Origin of the sequence: Paraburkholderia aromaticivorans, assembly GCF_012689525.1 — a bacterium.
Taxonomy (GTDB): domain Bacteria; phylum Pseudomonadota; class Gammaproteobacteria; order Burkholderiales; family Burkholderiaceae; genus Paraburkholderia; species Paraburkholderia aromaticivorans_A.
In genome coordinates, this window is record NZ_CP051515.1 from 2,539,531 (window position 1) to 2,561,217 (window position 21,687).

Sequence of the window (21,687 nt, forward strand, 5' to 3'; positions counted from 1 at the left end):
CCGCTGTATGACTTACTTCGCCACCGGCATCGTAAACTCAGCACCCTTGGCGATACTATCCGGCCAGCGCTGCATGATGCTCTTGTAGCGCGTATAGAAGCGCACGCCCTCTTCACCGTAAGCGTGATGGTCGCCGAACAGCGAACGCTTCCAGCCGCCGAACGAATGCCATGCCATCGGCACCGGAATCGGCACGTTGATGCCGACCATGCCCACCTGAATCTGCCGGCCGAACGCGCGCGCCACACCACCGTCCGACGTGAACAGCGACACGCCGTTACCGAACTCGTGCGCGTTGATCAGATCCACGGCGCTCGCGAAATCGGGCACCCGCACCACTGCCAGCACCGGGCCGAAAATCTCTTCCTTGTAGATCTTCATTTCCGTACCGACATTGTCGAACAGCGTGCCGCCGACAAAGAAGCCTTCTTCGCTCGTCACCGGATGCGCGCGGCCGTCGACGATCAGCTTCGCGCCTTCCGCTTCGCCCGACGCGATATAACCCGTCACCTTGGCCTTATGTTCAGCGGTAACCAACGGGCCCATTTCGGCGTCGAGATATTCGCCGTTCTTGATTACGAGCGATTTGACGCGCGGCACCAGTTTCTCGATCAGCTTGTCGGCGACGTTGCCGACCGCGACCGCGACCGAAATCGCCATGCAGCGCTCACCGGCCGAACCATAAGCCGCGCCGATCAATGCGTCGACCGCCTGGTCCAGGTCGGCATCGGGCATCACCACCAGATGATTCTTCGCGCCGCCGAGCGCCTGCACGCGCTTGCCGCGCTTCGACGCTTCCGTGTGAATGTATTCGGCGATCGGCGTCGAGCCCACGAACGACAGCGCCGCGACGTCCGGGTGATCGATCAGCGCATCCACGGCCACCTTGTCGCCGTTGACCACGTTGAACACGCCGTCCGGCAGACCGGCTTCCTTCAGCAATTCGGCGAGACGCAGCGACGCCGACGGATCACGCTCCGACGGCTTCAGCACGAACGTGTTGCCGCAAGCGAGCGCGACCGGGAACATCCACATCGGCACCATGACCGGAAAGTTGAACGGCGTGATGCCCGCGACGACGCCCAGCGCCTGACGCAGATTCCAGTTGTCGATGCCGCCACCGATCTGGTCGGTGAAATCGGTCTTCAGCAGGTTCGGAATGCCGCACGCGAACTCGACCACTTCGATGCCGCGCACCACTTCGCCTTGCGCGTCCGTGAACACCTTGCCGTGTTCGCGTGTGATCAGCATCGCCAGTTCGTCGTGATGCTTGTTCAGCAACTCCTTGAACTTGAACAGAATGCGGGCGCGCTTGATCGGCGCGGTCTCGCTCCAGGCGGGAAAGGCGGCCTTGGCGGCCTGCACCGCCGCGTCCACTTCCTCGACCGACGCGAGGGCGACCGAGGCGGTCACCTTGCCGGTGGCGGGATTGAACACGTCCTTGAAGCGGCCGCTGGTCGGCGCGGCCGGCGCGCCGCCGATGTAGTGGCCCAGTTGCTGCACCGACAGCTTCGCTTGTTCGTTCACTGCATTCATGTCCTTACCTCGTGTTCGGGATAAACCGCGGCGTATCAGCACCGGGCCATAGGCAAAAATCAGGCTACGTCGCACAGCGCCAGAGCGGCGATCCGCTCGTCGGCAGGCTCCATCGAGACCTGCCAACTGTATCGACGGCGCTGGTCATACTCCCGATACAGCCAGATAAAACCGCGCCACACTGTATTGTTTTTTGCGTGGTAACTGTATTGGAACGGAAACCTCATCCGGCGTTGGCAAACGCTGCGGCGCAACGCCGTCAAAAGCCGCCCACGCCGCGCGTCACCAGTGCATACGGCCCGCTCGTCAACTGTTCCCGGAGAAATTCGATGCACACCTGGATCTTCGCCGACGACGACAGACGCTCCGCGGTCACCGCCCACACGTCGGCGGACTGCAGGTAATCAGGCAGCACGCGCACCAGTTCGCCGGCGCGCAGGCTTTCGGCCACGTCCCAGATCGACACCATCACCACGCCGTAACCGTCCTTGGCCCACTGCACGACGATATCGCTGAGGTTGGACGCGACGGTGCCCGTCACCTTGACGCTCTTTTCGCCGTTCGGACCGCTCAGACGCCAGACGCCGAAGCGGTCGTCGCGTCCGCGAAACAGCAGGCAGTCGTGCTGGGTCAGCTCAGCCAGTTCGAGCGGCGCGCCGCGCCGTTCCAGATAATCCGGCGACGCGCAGAGTATCCGCGTGCTCTCCACCATCTTGTGCGCGATCAGGTGCTGCTCATGCACTTCGCCCACGCGAATGTCGATATCGAAGTTCTCGCCGACCAGATCGGCGCGCCGGTCCAGCAATTCCAGCCAGATCTCGAGATTCGGATGACGCTTGCGCAGCAAGGCCAGAATCGGCGACACGTGCTTGCGGCCGAGCCTCAGGCTGGTACTGATGCGCAGCAAGCCGCGCAATTCGGTGCGGCGATCGGCGAACGCATCGGCCATGCCCTGCACGTCGTCGAGTATTTTTTGCGCCCACTGCAAAGCGGCTTCGCCGTCGCTCGTCACGCTGACCCGGCGCGTGGTGCGCTGAAAGAGTTTCACGCCGAGACTGACTTCCAGCATGGCGATGCGCTTGCTGACATGCGAGGGCGACAAGCCCATTTCCGTCGATGCCGCCACGAAGCTGCCCCGGCGCGCGATGTTGCAGAACAACTGCAGATCGCGCAGGAAAGACTCATTGCTGGCTGTGAGCGCATTCTGATTTTCCATTTGGCCGCATTGTGTCCGTGCAGAAGCACATTACCCTAGCCTTAACGATCAGATTGGGCAAGCCGTGCTGGTCGGATGAATTACTCGGGACAACCAGGTACTCGTTAACCCTGAATTGCCGTCGAGCGCTTCGCTGCATGGCAACATCCGCGCATCCGGAAAGCAGGTCGCGCAGTCTGGGGCCAGGTAAGTCCTGGCTTGCATAGTTTTGCTTTCAGTACGCCAATGAATCAGCCGTAGAAGCTGATCAAAAACATTTCTGTTTCAGGAGACAGCATGGAAACGAATACATCGGCAGGCGGACACGAGAACCGCTCGCAGGCTCGCAAAGCAACCGCCAGCGGCTGGATCGGCTCGGCACTCGAGTACTACGACTTCTTCATCTACGCTCAGGCAGCGGCCCTTATCTTTCCACAGTTGTTCTTTCCATCGGGCAATCCAAAGATCGCCATCGTGGCTTCGCTCGCCACCTACGGCGTGGGTTACGTCGCGCGGCCGATCGGCGCGGTGGTGCTCGGGCATTGGGGCGACACCCACGGCCGCAAGAACGTTCTGCTCGTCTGTATGTTCCTGATGGGCTTCTCGACGATGGCAGTCGCCTTTCTGCCGACCTATCACAGCGTCGGGCTGCTCGCGCCCGCCCTGCTGGTGGTGCTGCGCCTGGTTCAGGGCTTCGCCGTGGCCGGTGAAATCTCGGGCGCGAGTTCGATGATTCTCGAACATGCGCCATTCGGGCGGCGCGGTTACTACGCCAGTTTTACCCTGCAAGGCGTGCAGGCGGGCCAGATTCTCGCCGCCGCCGTGTTCCTGCCGCTCGCCTACTTCATGGAAGAGAGCTCGTTCAATTCGTGGGGCTGGCGCATCCCGTTCCTGTTGAGTGCCGTGGTGCTGATCGCCGGCTACTACATTCGCCGCGAAGTCCATGAAACACCCGCCTTCGCCAAGGAAGACGCGAGCGGCAACGTGCCCAAGTCGCCGATTGTCGAAGCTTTCCGCTACAACTGGGGCGATATGCTGCGCGTGGTCGGCTGCTCGTTGATGAACGTGATCCCGGTCGTCGCCACCATCTTCGGCGCGGCGTATGCAGTACAAGCGGCGTACGGCATCGGGTTCTCCAAGAGCGTCTATCTGTGGATTCCGGTGGTCGGCAATATCGTCGCCGTGCTGGTGATTCCCTATGTGGGCAATCTTTCCGACCGGATCGGCCGGCGCCTGCCGATTATCGTCGGCGCGCTCGGCGCGGGTCTGCTCTCGTTCGGCTACCTGTACGCGATCAGCATCCGCAACGTCCCGCTCGCCATGGTGATGTCGATCCTTATGTGGGGCATCGTCTATCAAGGGTATAACGCCACGTTCCCCAGCTTCTTTCCGGAACTGTTCCCGACCCGCTCGCGCGTCTCCGCGATGGCCATCGGCCAGAATATCGGCACGACGATCACCGCTTTGCTGCCCGCGCTGTTCGCCTATGTCGCGCCGCCCGGATCGACCAATGTGCCAATCATCATCGGCACGATCACGTTCGCCATCACCATCGTTGCCGCGGTGACCGCATGGAGCGCACGCGAGAACTACCGCGTCAAGCTGAGCGATCTGGGCGAACCCAATGCGGTGCCGATCGATAAGGTCAGCTACGAGCGGATGCGGGCCGAGACCATGGCTGAAGCCAAGAAAGCCCTCGCGTAATCCATTTCGCCCGAACTTCAAGGGAATCGATCCATGAACAGGACTCGGATCGCCGTGGCCGGCGCGGGCTACATCGGCCGCGCTCACATGGCTGTCGCGCAGCAGAGCGGCACCTGCATGCTGTCGGCGATCGTCGACCCGTCGCCGGCGGCACAGGCGCTCGCTACCCAGGCCGGCGTGCCGCTTTACCGGACGCTCGAAGAACTGCTCGAACACGATCGCCCGGACGGCGTGATCCTGGCCACGCCGAACCCGTTGCATGTGGAGCACACGCTGACCTGTCTCGCGGCCGGCGTGCCCACGCTGCTCGAAAAGCCGATCGCGTCCACGGTCGATGAGGCTGAAACGCTGGTCGGCGAAGTCGAACGCCGCGGTGTGCCGTTGCTGATCGGGCATCATCGCGCGCACAGTCCGATCATGGCCCGCGCGAAGCAACTGATCGACGAAGGCCGGCTCGGCAAACTGGTCGCGGTAATGGGCAGCGCGGTCTTCTTCAAACCGGATGAGTACTACGCCGATGCCCCCTGGCGGCGCGAGCCGGGCGGCGGCCCAATCCTGCTGAACATGATTCACGAGGTGCACAACCTGCGCATGCTGTGCGGCGATATCGTGGCCGTGCAGGCGTTTTCGTCGCACGCGACGCGCGGCTTTCCGGTCGAAGACACGGTGGCGATCAACCTGCGCTTCGCGAGCGGCGCGCTCGGCAGCTTCATGCTGTCGGACACGGCCGCAAGTGCTCGTAGCTGGGAACAGACGTCGCAGGAAAACAAGGCTTATCCGTCGTATCCGGATGAAGACTGTTACGTCATTGCGGGCACCTTCGGCTCACTCGCCGTGCCGACCATGCGCCTGAAAACCTATGGCAAGGCTGGGGACCGTTCGTGGTGGAAGCCGTTTCAGGTCGGCGTCGCCGACATGACTCGCGACGATCCGCTCAAGCTCCAACTCGAACATTTCGTGCGCGTGATCCGCCAAGAAGCAGAACCGCTCGTGAGCGCCCGCGACGGCTTGCAGAATCTGCGCATTACCGAGGCAATCGTCGAAGCGGCCAATGCTGGTTCCGTGGTCAACACGACGCCCGCGGTCGCAGCGGCGCATTGATATCGCATCGCCTTTACTGAACCCATTGCTCCAGGGACACCCCATGAAAACGTTCGTGATGCTTCACGGCATCAACCACAATATGTTCGGCAAGCGCGACCCCGCGCAATACGGCACCGTGACGCTGGCCGAAATCGACAGCAGCCTGCAGGCATTGGGCAAGGAACTGGGCGTTCAGGTCGAGAGCTTTCAGACCAACAGCGAAGCCGCCATGTGCGAACGCATCCACCAGGCTTTCACCGACGATGCCGCCGGCGTCATGATCAACGCCGGAGCGTGGACGCATTACAGCTACGGCATTCGTGATGCGCTGGCGATCCTGACGGTGCCGGTAGTGGAAATCCACATGTCGAACATCCATGCGCGCGAAGCGTTCCGGCATGTGTCCGTGTTTGCGGAAATCGTCAAAGGGCAGATTTGCGGCTTTGGTGTCGACAGTTATCTGCTGGGGTTGCGGGCGGCGGTGTCGGCGGCTGCCTAGTTCTTAGTTGATAGTGATCACGCGTCGCCGTGTTTGGTGTCGGTCACCGGCGCGCGGCGGACGCTCAGCGCCATGCGTCGGTCAGTTCGTTGGCCAACACCATCTTCTCGCGGACCACTTCGACAAAGGCGGCATCCGCGCCGCCCTGTGCCTTGAGGAATTTGAGCGCAGCGGAATGCACGGCACGCATCGCCCTTCCGTCGATGCCGCTCATGCGCGTCGCACCGCGACGCGTCTCTTCCACCAGATCGCGTGCGCTGCTGAAGTCGGGCGACAATCCGCTCTGCGTTTCGAACCCGGCGCGCAAACCCGCCGCGTAGTCGCGCGATGTTCCAAGCCGGTCCATGTCGATCAGCAAATCAACGCCATCCGCCATGCGCAACGCACACAGAATCCACAACGCGACGAACGCCCGATACGCGTTATTGCCCTCCGCCGTGCGCGCATACTGCTCGCAAGCCATTGCATAGGCATCGTCCGAAGTGGGCGCGGCGGGCGGCAAGCTCACGCCGCAGATCTCGATGGCTTGCCTGACCAGCGGGTCCGCCTGATTCAGCCCCAGCACCCGAAACGGCGCGGCCACAAAAAACGGATTGCTCCATTGCCGACTGAGCAGCCACCCCGAAGCGAACTGCGACGCGGGGTTTCGCAGCACACCCACATGCATGGCCTGCGGAAAAGCCTGTTTCAGCCACGGCAGCCGGCCGGACGAACGGCAAAACTTGAAGACCGCCACGCCGCCTTGTTCGATGGTGCGCTCGCACAGATTGCGCAAATAGGCCTGCAATTCGGGGAATTCCGCATCCGGTACGCTGGCGAAGCGATCGAGGCTGAAGCCCCGGCGGTATCCGTCAACACCGCGAGCGCCATCGCGCAAAAACGGGCGATATTCGTCGAAATACGGCGCGTCGAGCGGCGGGTGCCCCGACGTCAGCGTGGGGCGCGACGCGGACACATCGGCCAGGCTCAGGTCCGCGAGCACGTTGCTGAGCGGTTCATAAAAGCCGGTCACGGTGTCGAGTTCGCGCAGTCGCGACCAGACCCACGTTCCCGCGCTACGCCAGCCTGTATGCAGAAACACCGCCTGTTTCAAGGCGCTGTTCTGCGCGGCATCGTTTGACGGACCATTCGACGACCCATTGGACAACGGCATGTGGACTTCTCTTCAAATGAAAGCAACAGGTAGTCGGCGCAAACGCATACTTTAGCGGCTCGCGCCGCCGACCGCGTGACGGCAAGCATCACTTTACCTTGCAAGCCGCACCGCATTGCGCTGGCGCGCGTGCCAGACTGAACTGGAACCGCGAGTCCAAACACTTTAAGCTGCCAGACTTCCGAACTCAAATGTCGCTCATATGAACGATTCGGCCGATATCCGCTTCCTGTTGACGCTGCGCGAAAGCGGCAGCCTGGTCGCCGCGGCGCGCAAGCTGGGGTTGTCGCCCTCGGCGGTCACGCAGCGTCTTCAGCAACTGGAAAAGAAACTGGGCGCGCAACTGGTGAACCGCACGGCACGCCGCCTGCAATTCACGGAAGAAGGCACGCTGCTGTGCGAACGGGGCGCCGACCTCGTCCAGCAGTTCGACGCGCTGTTCGAAGACTTGCAGATGCGCCGCGGCGGACTCGTCGGCACGCTGAAGATCAATGCGCCGCTGGGGTTCGGGCGGCGGCACCTCGCGCCCGCGATTGCCGATTTCCAGCAGCGGAATCCGGATATCGACGTCGCGCTTACGCTATCCGACAAGCCTCTGACCGAGACGATGGACCGCTTCGATATCGTCGTGCATATCGGCGAATTGCCGGTGTCGAATCTGATCGGCTACACGATTGCACCGAATGCGCGATTCGTCTGCGCGGCACCCGCGCTGATCAAGCGAATCGGCACGCCGGATTCTCCGGATGAATTGAGCAAGCTGCCCTGCATCGTGCTGCGCGAGAACAACGAAGATGTCTCGCTGTGGCAGTTCAGTAAGGGCCGCACACGCCGCAGCGTGCGCGTTTCCGCCCATTTGAGTTGCAACGATGGCGATGTGATCCGTCAGTGGGCATGCGAAGGACGCGGCGTGATCCTACGCTCCGAATGGGACGTGGCCGACGACATCGCAAAGGGCAAGCTCGTCCGTTTGCTGCCCGGATGGAAAGCGCCCGATGCCGACGTCATGGCGCTTACGCATCAACGCGCGGGCCTGCCGGCGCGCACCCGCCATTTCATGCAGTATTTGCAAAGCAGGTTCAGGCCGCAGCCGCCCTGGCGGCGATGAATGTTCAAAACCGCTTGCGCGTAGTCGCAAAATGAATCATTCAATCTGGCTGAATCTATGAATTAAACCGTCTGAACGCCGCGCCGCTGATGAAACTTTATAATCAGCTCACCGTCCGCTGCTGGTCAAATCAATCATGACTCTTGCCTCCGTGCCTGCCGCCTATCCCAAAGCGGTCCTGTTCGATCTCCTGACCGCCCTGCTCGACTCGTGGACCTCATGGAATCGCGCGGCCGGTTCCGAACCGGCGGGCCTTGCATGGCGCGCCGCCTATCTGCGGCTGACCTACGGCTGTGGCTCATACATTACGTATGAACAACTGGTGCGCGAAGCCGCCGCACAAGTGGGCCTGCCCGAATCCGCCGCGCTTGCGCTCGAAGCGGACTGGCTGATGCTCGCGCCGTGGAGCGGCGCCCTCGACGCGTTGCAAACGCTCGCACCGCATTGCAAGCTGGCGGTCGTCACCAACTGCTCCACGCGTCTCGGCACACAGGCGGCCCATCTCTTGCCGGTCCGCTGGGACGCGATCGTCACCGCCGAAGAGGCCGGCGTGTACAAACCGGACCCGCTGCCCTACCGCCTCGCGCTCGAAAAACTCGGCGTGCAAGCTCATGAAGCCGCGTTCGTCGCCGGCTCCAGCTACGACATGTTCGGCACCGCCGCAGTCGGCTTGCGGACGTATTGGCACAACCGCGTCGGCCTGTCGCTCGTAACCGGCGCGCAGCCGCCCGAGATCCAATCACCGACGCTGGATTCGCTCGTTCCGTGGCTCGCTCGCTTCGGCACAATCCAGTATGACCACGCATGACCCCATTTCCCGGTGAAAGCATGAAACTCGACCAGATCGAAACCCCCGCCGCGTTGATCGACATCGCACGGATGCAAAGGAATATCGCGCGAATGCAAGGGCATATGAACACGCTCGGCGTCGCGTTTCGTCCGCACGTGAAGACCACCAAATGCATCGACGTGGTCCGCGCGCAGATCGCCGCCGGCGCGCGCGGCATCACCGTTTCGACGTTGAAGGAAGCGGAGGCGTTCTTCGCCGCCGGTGTCGACGACATTCTTTACGCCGTCAGCATGGCCCCGTCGAAGCTGCCGAGAGCGCTCGCGCTGCGCCGCCAGGGCTGCAATCTGAAGCTCGTGGTCGACAATCCGACCGCTGCCTCGGCCATCGCCGCATTCGGCGATGCGCACGGCGAAACCTTCGAGGTGTGGATCGAAGTGGATACGGACGGGCACCGCTCAGGCATCACACCGGAGCAGGACACGCTGCTCGAAGTCGGCCGGATTCTGCATGAGAACGGCGTCAGGGTGGGTGGCGTGATGACCCATGCCGGTTCGAGCTACGAGCTCGATACGCCGGCAGCACTCGCCGCGCTCGCTGAGCAGGAACGCGCGGGCTGCGTGCGTGCAGCGCAGCGATTGCGCGAAGCCGGCATTACCTGCCCGGCGGTCAGCGTCGGCTCGACGCCCACTGCCCTCGCCGCCACGCAATTAGAGGGCGTCACGGAAGTGCGCGCCGGTGTGTATGTGCTGTTCGACCTCGTCATGCACAACGTCGGGGTATGCGCGCTCGACGACATCGCGCTCAGCGTGCTCGCCACCGTGATCGGTCATCAGGCGGACAAGGGCTGGGCGATTCTCGACGCGGGCTGGATGGCGATGAGCCGGGATCGTGGCACGTCGAAGCAGTCGCACGATTTCGCCTATGGCCAGCCGTGTCTGCTGAACGGCACGCCGCTGCCCGGCTACGTGGTCAGCGGCGCCAATCAGGAGCACGGCATTCTTTCTCCAACAGTGGAAAACGCGGACGCCGGCGACGATGTCACGCAGCGCTTCCCGATCGGCATGAAATTGCGCATCCTGCCGAATCACGCGTGCGCTACCGGCGCGCAGTTTCCCGAGTATCACGCGGTGACGCCGGACGGCAACAGCGTGGAGTGGCGGCGCTTTCACGGCTGGTGAAGCGAGAGGCGCCAGCGCAGCGAACACCGCGACACCCGACTCGCGCCGCTGAGCCGCTCCGTCACTCCTCCTCTTCCTCCAGACCCGCCAACAGATCGTCGACAGCGCGATACACGCGCTCGACGATCTCCGGTCCCACCTTGCGCTCCAACTCGCGGTAATGCGCTTCGAGATCCTTCGAAATCACGCGCACCAATTCCACACTCGTGTCCGTCAGCGACACCAGCACGCGCCGCTGGTCTTCGGCAAAACGCTCCTTGGTCACCAGTTCCATGCTCTCCATGCGCGCGAGCACGCCGGCCATGCTCGGGCTCGAAATCGTGCAGATATCGGAGATGTGGCGCGGCTCCATCGGGCCGTGCTCATTGAGCGCGCGAATCACGCGCCACTGCTGTTCGGTCAATCCATGCGCGGTAATCAACGGACGAAACCGCTCCATCATTTTTTCTCTGGCGCGCAGCAACAGCATCGGCAGGTTGCGGTGCAAAACTCGGGTCGAGGCGGAAGCGGACATGTTGGAAGATGATTTAAAAGCAGCCGTCGAAACTTAAGGGAAAACCCGCGATCAGCCGACAGGCTATTGACCATGAATGATATCAAGCGCAATACTACTAACATGTTAGTGTTTTTGCCGAGAGACAGCTAATTTATGTTTGCACTTGCCGATCATCTGCTGCACCCCGAGGGCGAGGCGTTGCCGCGCGACGTGGATGCGCGCACCGCAGCCGCGCTGCTCGCACGTGGCACCGTCTGCCGCGCGCCGATTCGCGGCGCTGTCTATGGAACCTTGCTGAATGACCGCGCCGCGCTCGCAGCGTTGGGCGATGCGGTGCACGCCGCGCCGTATAAAGCGCCGCCGCAAGCGCCAGTGCTCTATCTGAAGCCGCGCAATACGCTCGCCGGGCATCGCGCGCGGGTCGTCGTGCCGGACGATGCGTTGGGCGTGGAAGTCGGTGCGTCGCTCGGCATCGTGATCGGCCGCACTGCAACACGGGTCAGCGTGGCGCAGGCGTTCGACTACATCGCCGGCTACATGCTGGTCGCCGATCTCAGCGTGCCGCATGCGAGCGTGTACCGGCCATCGGTGCGATTCCGGGCGCGCGACGGTTTCTGCGTCGTCGGGCCAGCCGTGGTTGCGTCGCATCATGTTGCGACGCCGGACAACCTGGCGATCAGGGTTCAACTCGGGTCGCAGGACGCATTCACGGCGGGCACCGCGTCGTCGGTACGCAACGTGGCGCAACTGCTCGCCGACGTGACCGATTTCATGACGCTCAGCGCGGGCGACGTCATCACGCTCGGCGTGCCGCATGGTTCGCCTGTCGCGCATATCGGCGACACGGCCACGTTGTCGATCGGCGCCATGCCGCCTCTCACGGTGTCGTTCGTCGGCGCCGAAGAACAAGAAGGGGAACAGCCATGATGCGCGGCCGTGTTGCGTATGCAGGCGCGATTCACGAAGCCTATCCCGACGCCAATGGCGTGCGTCTCGCGGATGGCCGCGTGCGTCGCGAGGATGAAGTGGTGTGGCTCGCGCCGATCGAGGTCGGCACGATCTTCGCGCTCGGCTTGAACTACGCCGAGCATGCGAAGGAATTGCAGTTCAACAAGCAGGAAGAGCCGCTCGTGTTTCTCAAGGGACCGGGCACGGTGCTCGGTCATCGCGGCGTAACGCGCCGCCCCGCCGACGTCACCTTCATGCACTACGAGTGCGAACTGGCGGTGGTGATCGGGCAAACCGCGAAAAACGTAAAGCGCGACAACGCCATGCAGCATGTGGCGGGGTACATGATTGCGAACGACTACGCGATCCGCGACTACCTGGAAAACTACTACCGCCCCAACCTGCGCGTGAAAAATCGCGACGGCGGCACCGTGCTCGGCCCCTGGTTCGTCGACGCCGCCGACGTCGAAGACGTGACGCAACTCGAATTGCGCACGTTCGTGAACGGCACGCGTCAGCAACACGGCAACACGCGCGATCTCGTCACCGACATCCCGGCGCTGATCGAATACCTGAGCAGCTTCATGACCCTCGCGCCCGGCGACGTGATCCTGACCGGCACGCCGGAAGGCATCGTCAACGTCAATGCAGGCGACGAAGTGGTCTGCGAAATCGACGGTTTGGGCCGTCTCGTCAATACGATTGCATCCGACGCGGACTTCAACCGCGCCTGATCGACTGTTTTACATGAGATTGGAGTAGCCGCTGAAGCACTAACTCCGGCTCGACAGCAAAAAAGAGAAAGGACAAGGCAATGCGAATCGAACATCTGATCAACGGTAAAGCGAGCGCGGCGAAAGACTACTTCGAAACGGTCAATCCGGCCACGCAAGAGGTGCTCACCGAAGTCGCGCGAGGCGGCGCGGAAGAAGTCGATGCCGCCGTGCGCGCCGCCAAGGACGCGTTTCCCGCATGGGCCGCCAAGCCCGCTGCGGAACGCGCGAAGCTGGTGCGCAAGCTTGGCGAACTGATCGCGAAGAACGTGCCGGAGATCTCGGAGACCGAAACGAAAGACACCGGCCAGACGATCTCGCAGACGCGCAAGCAACTGGTGCCGCGCGCCGCCGATAACTTCAGCTACTTCGCCGAGATGTGCACGCGCGTCGATGGGCATACGTATCCGACCGATACGCATCTGAACTACACGCTGTTCCATCCGGTCGGTGTGTGCGCACTGATCTCCCCATGGAACGTGCCGTTCATGACGGCCACCTGGAAAGTCGCGCCCTGTCTCGCGTTCGGCAATACCGCTGTCTTGAAGATGAGCGAACTGTCACCGCTCACGGCCTCGATGCTCGGCAACCTCGCGCTGGAAGCCGGCATTCCGGCCGGCGTGCTGAACGTGGTGCACGGCTTTGGCAAGGACACCGGCGAGCCGCTGGTCGCGCACCCGGACGTGCATGCCGTGTCGTTCACTGGCTCGACGGCGACCGGCAACCGCATCGTGCAAACCGCGGGGCTGAAAAAGTTTTCGATGGAACTGGGCGGCAAGTCGCCGTTCGTGATCTTCGACGACGCCGATTTCGAACGCGCGCTCGACGCCGCCGTGTTCATGATCTTCTCGAACAACGGCGAACGCTGCACGGCGGGCTCGCGCATTCTCGTGCAACGGGGAATTTACGCGCGCTTTGCCGAGCGCTTCATCGAGCGCGCGAAGCGTTTGACGGTAGGCGATCCGCTGTCCGACAGCACCATTGTCGGCCCCATGATCAGTCAGGGCCATCTGGCAAAAGTGCGCAGCTATATCGAACTCGGCCCGAAAGAAGGCGCGACGCTCGCATGCGGCGGCCTCGACATGCCGGAGTTGCCCGACGCCATGCGCAAAGGCAACTTCGTTCAGCCCACCGTGTTCGTCGATGTCGACAACCGCATGCGCATCGCGCAGGAAGAGATCTTCGGCCCGGTCGCGTGCCTGATTCCGTTCGACGACGAAGCCGACGCGATCAAACTCGCCAACGACATCTCCTACGGCCTGTCGAGCTATATCTGGACCGAGAACAGCGGCCGCGCATTGCGCGTTGCCGCCGCCGTCGAAGCCGGCATGTGCTTCGTCAACAGCCAGAACGTGCGCGATCTGCGCCAGCCGTTCGGCGGCACCAAGGCATCGGGCGTGGGCCGCGAAGGCGGCACGTGGAGCTATGAAGTGTTTCTCGAACCGAAGAATGTCTGCGTGTCGCTAGGCTCGCATCACATTCCGCGCTGGGGCGCTTGAGTCACCAATACGCTTCGTGCGCCAGGGCTTGGGTGCCCCGCGCGGAGTCAGCCACACCGAATAGGAGACCGCGATGGGCAAACTCGCGCTGGCAGCAAAAGTGACTCACGTCCCGTCGTTATATCTGTCCGAACTCGACGGTCCGCATAAAGGCTGCCGTCAGCCGGCGATCGACGGCCATCATGAAATCGGCCGGCGTTGCCGCGAACTGGGCGTCGATACGATCGTCGTGTTCGACGTGCATTGGCTCGTGAACAGCGAATACCACATCAATTGCGCGCCGAAGTTCGAAGGCGTCTACACGAGCAACGAACTGCCGCATTTCATCAAGAACATGCCGTACGCGTATCCGGGCAATGTCGAACTCGGCAACCTGATTGCGGAAGTCGCCAACGAAATGGGCGTGAAAAGCCGCGCGCACAGCGAGACCACGCTCGAACTCGAATACGGCACGCTGGTGCCGATGCGTTATATGAATGGCGATCAGCGCTTCAAGACCGTGTCGGTCGCGGGCTGGTGCATGTGGCACGACCTCGACACCAGCGCGCGCTTCGGCCTCGCGGTGCGCAAGGCCATTGAAGAGCGTTATGACGGCACCGTGGCGATTCTGGCGAGCGGATCGCTCAGCCATCACTTCGCCAACAACGGCACGGCCGAGCAGTTCATGCATAAGGTGTGGAATCCGTTTCTCGAACAGATGGACCGCAAGGTGGTCGACTTGTGGGAAGCCGGCGACTGGAAGACGTTCTGCGAAATGCTGCCGCTCTACAACGAAAAATGCTGGGGCGAAGGCGGCATGCACGACACCGCGATGCTGCTCGGCGCGCTCGGCTGGGACCGTTACGACGGCAAGGTGGAAGTCGTCACGCCGTACTTCGGCAGTTCGGGCACCGGCCAGATCAACGCGATCTTTCCCGTTACACCGCTGCCCGCCTGATACCAAGCAAGGAGTTCACCGTGCCGCATCTGACACTCGAATACAGCACCAATCTCGCCGGCGAAGAAAGCATCGGCCAACTGTGCCAGGCGCTCGCGCAGTGCCTCGACGCGCAACGCGAGAACGAACAGCGCATCTATCCGCTCGGCGGCATCCGCGTGCGCGCGTTGCGCTGTGAACAGTACTGCATCGCCGATGGCCGCGCCGACGCCGCCTTTCTGCATGCGAACCTGAAGATCGGCGCAGGCCGCTCCGAGGCCGCCAAAAAGGCCACCGGCGACGCGCTATTCGCGCTAATCAAGCAGCACTTCGCCACTGAATTCGAACAGCACGGTCTGGCGTTGTCGCTGGAGATCAACGAATTCAGCGAAGCCGGTACGTGGAAACACAACAACCTGCACGCACGCCTGAAGGCTGAATAGCGGCACTGAGAGAATCCATCATGCTAGACGAACAGACTATCCGCGACCTCGCGGCACAACTCGACCACGCCGAGAAAACGCGCACGCAACTGCGTCACTTTTCCGCCGCCTATCCGCAGATGACCGTGCAGGACGGCTACGCGATTCAACGCGAGTGGGTCAAGCTCAAGCTCGCCGAAGGCCACGTGATCAAGGGCCGCAAAATCGGCCTCACCTCGCGCGCGATGCAGCGTTCGTCGCAGATCGACGAGCCCGACTACGCGCCGCTGCTCGACAGCATGTTCATCGAAAACGGCCAGGACATTCGCGCGGACCGTTTCATTGCGCCGCGCGTGGAAGTGGAACTGGCGTTCGTGTTGAGCAAGCCGTTGAAGGGCCCCGGCGTCACGCTGTTCGATGTGCTGGACGCGACTGCTTACGTGACGCCGGCCGTGGAAATCATCGACGCGCGCATCGAACAGTTCGACCGCGAAACCAGGGCGCCGCGCAAGGTCTACGACACGATTTCCGACTTCGCCGCGAATGCGGGCATCGTGCTGGGCGGCCGTCCCGTGCGTCCGCTGGATGTCGACCTGCGCTGGGTCGGCGCGTTGCTCTACAAGAACGGCGCGGTGGAAGAAAGCGGTCTCGCGGCCGCCGTGCTGAATCATCCGGCCAACGGCGTGGCCTGGCTCGCCAACAAGATCGCTCCGTACGACGAAACGCTCAACGCGAACGACGTGATCCTGAGCGGCTCGTTCACCAGTCCGATCGCCGCGCGCGCGGGCGACACGTTCCACGTCGACTACGGTCCGCTCGGCGGCATCGGTTTGAATTTCATCTGAGCTCATTTGAGTTAGCCGACATGTCCCTCCCGCAAAACACATTCAAGCGCGCCCTCGCCGAAGGCAAGCCGCAATTCGGCCTGTGGGCCGCGCTCGCCGACGCCTACGTGACCGAGTTGCTGGCCACCGCCGGTTTCGACTGGCTGCTGATCGACAACGAGCATGCGCCGAACGACGTGCGCAGCACGCTCGCGCAATTGCAGGCGGTAGCCGCGTATGCCTCGCATCCGGTGGTGCGTCCGGTGCGCAGCGACAGCGCGCTGATCAAGCAATTGCTCGACATCGGCGCACAGACACTGTTGCTGCCGATGATCGACACCGCCGAGCAGGCCGCCGACGCGGTCGCGGCCACGCGCTATCCACCGCAAGGCATTCGCGGCGTGGGCAGTGCGTTGGCGCGCGCATCGCGCTGGAACCGGATACCCGATTACCTGAACACGGCGGCCGACGAGTTGTGCGTGCTGGTGCAGGTGGAAACCGTGAAGGGCATGGGGAATCTGCCGGCGATCGCGGCGGTGGATGGCGTCGACGGCGTGTTTTTCGGTCCGTCGGACCTTAGCGCGTCGATGGGGTTGCTCGGCACACCTGGCGACGCCAGTGTGCGCGACGCGATTCGCTACGGCATCCAGACCGTGCTGCGCGCGGGCAAAGCGGCAGGCGTGCTAGCACCCGATCCCGCGATCGCCGCCGACTACCTCGAAGCAGGCGCGACCTTTGTGGCAGTCGGCACGGACACCGGTTTGCTGAGCCGCGCGGCGGCGGACCTGGCGGCGTCGTATAAAAAGACTGCGACGATGGCGGCATCGCCCAAGGGCGGATACTGACCGGACCCATTCAGAGGAAACACACGGGCCCGCGCTGTGGGAAAAGGAAAGGAAAAGCCTTACTCCCCCGCGGGCCACGGCAAGCCCGACGCCGACCAGTCCAGCTCCACCCCGATCACGGATCGCTCGGCGGCGAACTGCAGCGCCAGCGTCACCGCGATACACGGCCTGCCGCTCGCCAGCGAAAGATAAGGATTACTCGACACCGCCACACCCGGCAACAACACCGCATTGCGGAAATACGGCCGATGATCCCAGCGCGCATCGCGCGGATTCGCCACGGGTTGCAGCGAAGCCCCGTCGGTGCTCCACGCCGGCCCCTGCACCTCGAGACCGATCTGCCTGCCCGAGTCGTCGAGGACGAAACAGCTGATGCAGCGATCGAACCTCGCCAGCGGAGCGAACGCCTCTTCCATGATCACACCGGCCAGCAGGGCGTCGGCAGCGAGCCGCAAAGCAACGCGGTAAGGCTCCACTTCGGTTTCAAACAACGCATACTGATGCGCCCTCCCTTGCGCGATCACATCGAAAGCCTCGTCGATGCGCCGGTGCACCGACTCCGGCGGCGCGATCTCTTTAGCCGGCCGCCCCAGCAGATAGCCCTGCGCGAAATCCACATTCGATTCCACGGCGAGAATCAGTTCCTCCGTGGTCTCCACGCCTTCGACGACCACCAGCATCCCCGCCAGGTGCAGCAGCGAAACGAGCTTCGGCAGAATCGGCTGCTCGGTGCCGTGACCCTTCGCGCGAATCAGTTCGCCGTCGAGCTTGACGAGGTCCGGGCGAATCCTGAGCAGTCGGTCCAGATTCGACTGGCCGGCGCCGAAATCGTCGACGGCGATCAGGAAACCGTGCTGACGATACAGCGCCGCCGCCCGCGACATGTCGTCGACGCTGCCGCCGTGCGATTCGAGAATCTCCAGAATCACCCGTTCGGGTTCGAGCCCCACCGCCCGCACGATTTTCGCCAGTTGATCGGCGTAGCCTTCGGCAATGAACGTGGCCGGCAGAATGTTGAGGAAGAGCCACGCGTCGTCTGGCAGCGACTTGCGCGCATGGGCCAGATGCACGACGTGACTCGCGCGGTCGAGCGCGCCTTCGTCGCTCGATGGCCTGGGCGCGAACAGCACCGCGGGCGGCACCAGCGTGCCGTCGTCCTGCTCGCCGCGCAGCAAGGCCTCGAATCCCACCTGCTTCTGATGCGACAAACTGTAGAGCGGCTGGAAATGCGAGGTGAGGTAGTACTCCTCCCAGCGATGCCGCCGCACGGCCGCCCCGCCCTCGTCGGATCCGTCGTCGGCCAGCAGTTGCAGCGCCTCGCGCGGCAGCGCGCGCTCGGCGCACACCCGGTTTCTGCCCGAGTGCTTGGCGCGCAGCAAGGCTTCGTCGGCGCGATCGAGCAGCACCATGATGCTTTCGCCGCTGCGGTGCTCGGCCACGCCGAAGCTCGCGGTCAGGCGGCCGTCCGGCCGCTCGATCGCGGCAATCGCATGGCGCAGCCGTTCGGCCACGTGAAGCGCGCCGGCGAGACCGTCGCGCAGCAGCAGCGCGAATTCCTCGCCGCCGATCCGGCTCACGCTGTCGTCCGCGGACACCTCTTCCATCAGTACCTGGGCGACCTGGTAGAGCGCGTGGTCGCCGATCGCGTGGCCGAAGCGGTCGTTCAGCGATTTGAAGTTGTCGATGTCGAGAAAGATCGCGCTGATCCGCGTATCCGGCGTGACGGTGTCGAGGCGGCGCTCGGCCTGCTTGACGAACGCACGGCGGTTTTGCAGGCCGGTCAGCGGATCGGTCGCGGCGAGTTGCGCGAGTTGGCTCTCCAGCAGAAAGTGGTTGCGGCGAAACCGGTAGAAGCCGAAGTGAAACACCGCGGAAGTCGGCACGCCGATCGCCGCGATCCACATCCACGCGACGGTCTCGACGTCATGCGTCGGCGGCGCGCCGAACAGCAGCGCGAACGCCGTCGCATAGAACAGCACGCTACCGGTGACGAATTGCGTCGGCGTGAGCCATAGCGGCGCGGCGCAGATCGGTATCACGACCATCGCGGGCAGCGTCCACAGCAGCGGTTGCGCGACGCCGACGATATTCATCGCCAGGCCCGCCACCAGCACCTGCGAGTAAGCGACGCCGATCAAGCCGAAGCTCCACGTCGACCTGGCTCGCGGAATCGCCAGCACCAGCAAGGCGAGCAGCAGCGCGCACGTGAGCCGGTAGGCGAGCGGCGCGGCCGGGCCGTCGACCAGATTGCGCGCCCCGACGAAGCACAGGAACGCGACCACGGTGAATCCCATGGTCACGGTGGACAGCGGACGCTGATGCTCGAGCGCGCGCCGGTGGAAGCGATCGCGCAAACCGGCGTCGGACGGGTGCTGCGTTGCGGTGGAAAGCATATTGATAGATATCAGGCTGGTTCCGGTCACTCTGCCAATGGATATCGGCAAATGTCTGACAAATATTTATGCCTTCCACACAAATAGAACGAAGATTTCTCCTCCGCGGCCCTCCGCCCTACGCCGCCATCACGCGATTGCGGCCCGACGCCTTGGCGGCATACAGCGCGCCGTCCGCCCGCGCCATCAACTGGGCGAGCGATTCATCGCGCCGCAGCTGGTCCACGCCGACGCTGAAGGTGTACCGCAGCCCGCGCGGCAACTCGTCCGACGCGGCCCCGGCCAGCCGACCCCGTAGACGGTCGAGCAGGCTCACCGCTTCGGCGGTGGTGGTGGCCGGGCATAGCACGCCGAATTCCTCGCCGCCCAGCCGGCCGAACACATCGCCGGCCCGCAGGTTGCGGGCGACGAAGGTGGCGAAGTGGTTCAGCACCTGGTCGCCCGCGGCGTGGCCGTAGTTGTCGTTGACGGCCTTGAACGAGTCGATGTCGATGATCGCCAGCGTCACCGGCGAGCGGGTTCGCAGCGACGCGTTCAGCAGCGCGTCGCCGATCGCGAGAAACGCGCGGCGCGACAGCGCGCCGGTCAGGTCGTCGACATTGGCCAGCCGTTCGAGGCGCTCGGCGAGGCGGTCGTGCGCGAGCATCACCACGCCGATCGAAAGACAGGGCGGCGCAAGAATGCCGAGCGCGAGAAAAATGATGTTGGACGGCGACACTTGCAGCAGGCCGCTTTGCATCAGCAAACCGAAGCCGTACATAAGCCCGCGCGAAGTGTGCCCGGCGCACAGCAGCATCGCTGCCACCGCAAGGAAATAGTAGCTATAGCGCGGCCGGTTCGCGGGACGGCCGCGCAGCATGAGCGCGGCGAGCGCGGCATAGAGGCCCGCGTGAAACGCCGACACCAGCGCGACGCGCGCGTTGAAGTCCGGCGCGGCGAAGGTCCAGTACGAGATGCCGAACAGCACGACGACAAGGCCGACGTAAGCCGGCCACGGGCGCGCGCGGTGCCCCAGAAAGCGCAAACAGCCTTCGACCACCAGCAGCAGCGATGCGGCCAGCAACACGTTGGACGCCACGAAGGTCAGCCAGCGCGACGCATGGCCTTGCAAGGCGAAAGCCAGCAACGCGACGATCGCGATCGCGTTGGCCGAGATCCAGTAACCGACGCCGGGAATCGCCGCGCGCCACAACGAGCCGAGCACGGCCATCGCCATGGCGCTCGACAATACGGTGACCAGAAGAATACTGAGTGGATTGAGCATTGCAGTGAATGAATCAAATGGCATCGTCGGCATGCGCCACGTACGCACGTACTTTTTCCATGCGCAGCCCGATGCAAGTTCGCAAGCTTAGCGGCTCGGACAAAAATTGGGCGTGCAAGGACCTCGAAAGATTCAGAAAGAATTTCCCGCGATAGCGATGCCGCTGCTTCCCGCAATCGTGAAGCGTGGCATTTATCACGAAACGAAAACGCTTAATCACTAGCCAAGCTAGCCGTTAATAGCGTCATGACGGATGCATTCTTACCGGCCATCGATGATGGATAAGCGAACAGGCGATTCAAGCAGCAAAAATTACTTAATCGAAAATGCATCCGCTGCAATCAGTTGCGCGTATAACCAGACGAATGGGAAGTGGCTAAAAGTTAATGTCTTAAGTAGACTGCTTCGAAGTGTGGTGGACAGACTAGACAACCCGGTAAAACTAACCTAGGCCGCGTGCAATACGCCATTTCCGGCAACACTTTTTCTTTGCACCCGGTCGTGGCATCTAATTTTTTTAAGCGGCTGAAGCAACGGCCATTTCCCGGAAAACATGGTCCCAATTCTCGATTACCTGCTGGAACGCCAAATCTCGCCGCAGTGGCGCGGCATGCTCACCGCGTTGGCCACCGAGTTCGAAGCGCAGATCGGTCGCGACGAACTGCGTCAATTGATGCACCGCGTCGGCAGCCGGTTTGCGGCGGCCCATCCGCTGCCCGCCTGCGACTCGACCGCCGAACTCGCACGGACCTTAAATTTGTACTGGCATGAAATGGATTGGGGCTACGTCGAATTGGCGGACGAACCCGAGTCGCTGCGCATCGTTCACTACTGCGCGCCGTTGCAGGCATTCGGCGGCGCGGCGCTTGCGTGGACGCCGGCGTTTCTCGAAGGCGTGTATCAGACCTGGCTGAGCGCGTTGGGCGCGCAAGGCTTGTCGGTCGCGCAAACGAGTGGGTACAGCGAGGACACCGCGATCGAGTTCCGGTTGGGCCGTCATCCTGCCTGAACGAAGTGCGTCGGCCGCGTTGCGAATAGACAAAGCAGCAACACGCAGTAGA

The 21,687-nt window shown here is 63.0% G+C and carries 20 protein-coding genes; 14 read left to right on the forward strand and 6 right to left on the reverse strand.

Annotation, left to right across the window (positions count from 1 at the left end):
• Nucleotides 1–12: 12 nt before the first annotated feature.
• Together HF916_RS23225 and HF916_RS23230 are read right to left on the reverse strand one after the other, a co-directional pair.
• Nucleotides 13–1,536 (reverse strand): CoA-acylating methylmalonate-semialdehyde dehydrogenase, encoded by a 1,524-nt coding sequence (locus tag HF916_RS23225; RefSeq protein WP_168791140.1) that lies wholly within the window; start codon nt 1,534–1,536, stop codon nt 13–15.
• Nucleotides 1,537–1,795: 259 nt separating this feature from the next.
• On the reverse strand, nt 1,796–2,752 hold the full coding sequence (locus tag HF916_RS23230) for a LysR family transcriptional regulator (protein ID WP_168791141.1): 957 nt from the start codon (nt 2,750–2,752) through the stop codon (nt 1,796–1,798).
• Nucleotides 2,753–3,028: 276 nt separating this feature from the next.
• On the opposite strand from HF916_RS23230, the gene HF916_RS23235 reads away from it, so the two are divergent.
• Genes HF916_RS23235 through aroQ form a run of 3 tightly spaced genes read left to right on the forward strand, consistent with a single transcriptional unit; the run spans nt 3,029 to nt 6,017 of the window.
• Nucleotides 3,029–4,435: an MFS transporter gene (locus HF916_RS23235; protein ID WP_168791142.1), complete on the forward strand. Its 1,407-nt coding sequence runs from the start codon at nt 3,029–3,031 to the stop codon at nt 4,433–4,435.
• 33 nt (nt 4,436–4,468) lie between these two features.
• The gene (locus tag HF916_RS23240) at nt 4,469–5,536 is read left to right on the forward strand and encodes a Gfo/Idh/MocA family protein (RefSeq protein ID WP_168791143.1); all 1,068 of its coding nucleotides are present in this window, start codon (nt 4,469–4,471) and stop codon (nt 5,534–5,536) included.
• Nucleotides 5,537–5,579: 43 nt separating this feature from the next.
• Nucleotides 5,580–6,017: a type II 3-dehydroquinate dehydratase gene (gene aroQ, locus HF916_RS23245; protein WP_168791144.1), complete on the forward strand. Its 438-nt coding sequence runs from the start codon at nt 5,580–5,582 to the stop codon at nt 6,015–6,017.
• Nucleotides 6,018–6,081: 64 nt separating this feature from the next.
• Here aroQ and HF916_RS23250 read toward each other — a convergent pair whose 3' ends face one another.
• Nucleotides 6,082–7,170: a hypothetical protein gene (locus tag HF916_RS23250; protein WP_168791145.1), complete on the reverse strand. Its 1,089-nt coding sequence runs from the start codon at nt 7,168–7,170 to the stop codon at nt 6,082–6,084.
• Between the two features lie 202 nt (nt 7,171–7,372).
• Between HF916_RS23250 and HF916_RS23255 the strand changes: the two genes are divergently transcribed.
• The 3 genes from HF916_RS23255 (at nt 7,373) to HF916_RS23265 (ending at nt 10,246) form a co-directional block, all read left to right on the forward strand.
• Nucleotides 7,373–8,278: a LysR family transcriptional regulator gene (locus HF916_RS23255; protein ID WP_168791146.1), complete on the forward strand. Its 906-nt coding sequence runs from the start codon at nt 7,373–7,375 to the stop codon at nt 8,276–8,278.
• Between the two features lie 136 nt (nt 8,279–8,414).
• Entirely contained in the window at nt 8,415–9,086 is a 672-nt protein-coding gene (locus HF916_RS23260; RefSeq protein ID WP_168791147.1) for an HAD family hydrolase, read from the forward strand.
• Between the two features lie 20 nt (nt 9,087–9,106).
• Nucleotides 9,107–10,246, forward strand: coding sequence for a DSD1 family PLP-dependent enzyme (locus HF916_RS23265; protein ID WP_168791148.1), 1,140 nt, complete (start codon nt 9,107–9,109; stop codon nt 10,244–10,246).
• Nucleotides 10,247–10,307: 61 nt separating this feature from the next.
• Here HF916_RS23265 and hpaR read toward each other — a convergent pair whose 3' ends face one another.
• Nucleotides 10,308–10,715 (reverse strand): homoprotocatechuate degradation operon regulator HpaR, encoded by a 408-nt coding sequence (hpaR, locus tag HF916_RS23270; RefSeq protein WP_168792122.1) that lies wholly within the window; start codon nt 10,713–10,715, stop codon nt 10,308–10,310.
• A gap of 180 nt (nt 10,716–10,895) precedes the next feature.
• On the opposite strand from hpaR, the gene HF916_RS23275 reads away from it, so the two are divergent.
• From HF916_RS23275 to hpaI, 7 genes are all read left to right on the forward strand, one after another.
• The gene (locus HF916_RS23275; RefSeq protein ID WP_168791149.1) at nt 10,896–11,669 is read left to right on the forward strand and encodes a fumarylacetoacetate hydrolase family protein; all 774 of its coding nucleotides are present in this window, start codon (nt 10,896–10,898) and stop codon (nt 11,667–11,669) included.
• Entirely contained in the window at nt 11,666–12,424 is a 759-nt protein-coding gene (locus tag HF916_RS23280) for a fumarylacetoacetate hydrolase family protein (protein ID WP_168791150.1), read from the forward strand. The genes HF916_RS23275 and HF916_RS23280 overlap by 4 nt, the downstream gene beginning before the upstream one ends.
• Nucleotides 12,425–12,504: 80 nt before the next feature.
• Complete coding sequence (gene hpaE, locus HF916_RS23285) at nt 12,505–13,962, forward strand: 5-carboxymethyl-2-hydroxymuconate semialdehyde dehydrogenase (protein WP_168791151.1); 1,458 nt, start codon at nt 12,505–12,507, stop codon at nt 13,960–13,962.
• Between the two features lie 73 nt (nt 13,963–14,035).
• Nucleotides 14,036–14,899, forward strand: a complete 864-nt coding sequence (gene hpaD, locus HF916_RS23290) for a 3,4-dihydroxyphenylacetate 2,3-dioxygenase (RefSeq protein WP_168791152.1) — start codon at nt 14,036–14,038, stop codon at nt 14,897–14,899.
• 20 nt (nt 14,900–14,919) lie between these two features.
• Nucleotides 14,920–15,321 carry a 5-carboxymethyl-2-hydroxymuconate Delta-isomerase gene (locus HF916_RS23295; RefSeq protein WP_168791153.1) on the forward strand — a complete coding sequence of 134 codons (402 nt, stop codon included), beginning with the start codon at nt 14,920–14,922 and terminating at the stop codon, nt 15,319–15,321.
• A gap of 20 nt (nt 15,322–15,341) precedes the next feature.
• Nucleotides 15,342–16,145 (forward strand): 2-oxo-hept-4-ene-1,7-dioate hydratase, encoded by an 804-nt coding sequence (gene hpaH / locus HF916_RS23300; RefSeq protein WP_168791154.1) that lies wholly within the window; start codon nt 15,342–15,344, stop codon nt 16,143–16,145.
• Between the two features lie 20 nt (nt 16,146–16,165).
• Nucleotides 16,166–16,969 (forward strand): 4-hydroxy-2-oxoheptanedioate aldolase, encoded by an 804-nt coding sequence (gene hpaI, locus HF916_RS23305; protein WP_168791155.1) that lies wholly within the window; start codon nt 16,166–16,168, stop codon nt 16,967–16,969.
• A 59-nt stretch (nt 16,970–17,028) separates the two neighbouring features.
• Here hpaI and HF916_RS23310 read toward each other — a convergent pair whose 3' ends face one another.
• Both HF916_RS23310 and HF916_RS23315 read right to left on the reverse strand, forming a co-directional pair.
• On the reverse strand, nt 17,029–19,362 hold the full coding sequence (locus HF916_RS23310; RefSeq protein WP_168791156.1) for a bifunctional diguanylate cyclase/phosphodiesterase: 2,334 nt from the start codon (nt 19,360–19,362) through the stop codon (nt 17,029–17,031).
• Between the two features lie 118 nt (nt 19,363–19,480).
• Entirely contained in the window at nt 19,481–20,626 is a 1,146-nt protein-coding gene (locus tag HF916_RS23315; protein WP_168792123.1) for a diguanylate cyclase, read from the reverse strand.
• A 553-nt stretch (nt 20,627–21,179) separates the two neighbouring features.
• Here HF916_RS23315 and bcsD point away from each other — a divergent pair.
• Nucleotides 21,180–21,635 (forward strand): cellulose biosynthesis protein BcsD, encoded by a 456-nt coding sequence (bcsD, locus tag HF916_RS23320; RefSeq protein WP_106304586.1) that lies wholly within the window; start codon nt 21,180–21,182, stop codon nt 21,633–21,635.
• The last annotated feature ends 52 nt before the right edge of the window (nt 21,636–21,687 follow it).

Bases quoted from the DNA above. Each gene is read 5' to 3' on its own strand.
- HF916_RS23225 (WP_168791140.1), bottom strand. From the start codon at position 1,536: ATGAATGCAGTGAACGAACAAGCGAAGCTGTCGGTGCAGCAACTGGGC.
- HF916_RS23230 (WP_168791141.1), bottom strand. From the start codon at position 2,752: ATGGAAAATCAGAATGCGCTCACAGCCAGCAATGAGTCTTTCCTGCGC.
- HF916_RS23235 (WP_168791142.1), top strand. From the start codon at position 3,029: ATGGAAACGAATACATCGGCAGGCGGACACGAGAACCGCTCGCAGGCT.
- HF916_RS23240 (WP_168791143.1), top strand. From the start codon at position 4,469: ATGAACAGGACTCGGATCGCCGTGGCCGGCGCGGGCTACATCGGCCGC.
- aroQ (WP_168791144.1), top strand. From the start codon at position 5,580: ATGAAAACGTTCGTGATGCTTCACGGCATCAACCACAATATGTTCGGC.
- HF916_RS23250 (WP_168791145.1), bottom strand. From the start codon at position 7,170: ATGCCGTTGTCCAATGGGTCGTCGAATGGTCCGTCAAACGATGCCGCG.
- HF916_RS23255 (WP_168791146.1), top strand. From the start codon at position 7,373: ATGAACGATTCGGCCGATATCCGCTTCCTGTTGACGCTGCGCGAAAGC.
- HF916_RS23260 (WP_168791147.1), top strand. From the start codon at position 8,415: ATGACTCTTGCCTCCGTGCCTGCCGCCTATCCCAAAGCGGTCCTGTTC.
- HF916_RS23265 (WP_168791148.1), top strand. From the start codon at position 9,107: ATGAAACTCGACCAGATCGAAACCCCCGCCGCGTTGATCGACATCGCA.
- hpaR (WP_168792122.1), bottom strand. From the start codon at position 10,715: ATGCTGTTGCTGCGCGCCAGAGAAAAAATGATGGAGCGGTTTCGTCCG.
- HF916_RS23275 (WP_168791149.1), top strand. From the start codon at position 10,896: ATGTTTGCACTTGCCGATCATCTGCTGCACCCCGAGGGCGAGGCGTTG.
- HF916_RS23280 (WP_168791150.1), top strand. From the start codon at position 11,666: ATGATGCGCGGCCGTGTTGCGTATGCAGGCGCGATTCACGAAGCCTAT.
- hpaE (WP_168791151.1), top strand. From the start codon at position 12,505: ATGCGAATCGAACATCTGATCAACGGTAAAGCGAGCGCGGCGAAAGAC.
- hpaD (WP_168791152.1), top strand. From the start codon at position 14,036: ATGGGCAAACTCGCGCTGGCAGCAAAAGTGACTCACGTCCCGTCGTTA.
- hpaH (WP_168791154.1), top strand. From the start codon at position 15,342: ATGCTAGACGAACAGACTATCCGCGACCTCGCGGCACAACTCGACCAC.
- hpaI (WP_168791155.1), top strand. From the start codon at position 16,166: ATGTCCCTCCCGCAAAACACATTCAAGCGCGCCCTCGCCGAAGGCAAG.
- HF916_RS23310 (WP_168791156.1), bottom strand. From the start codon at position 19,362: ATGCTTTCCACCGCAACGCAGCACCCGTCCGACGCCGGTTTGCGCGAT.
- HF916_RS23315 (WP_168792123.1), bottom strand. From the start codon at position 20,626: ATGCTCAATCCACTCAGTATTCTTCTGGTCACCGTATTGTCGAGCGCC.
- bcsD (WP_106304586.1), top strand. From the start codon at position 21,180: ATGGTCCCAATTCTCGATTACCTGCTGGAACGCCAAATCTCGCCGCAG.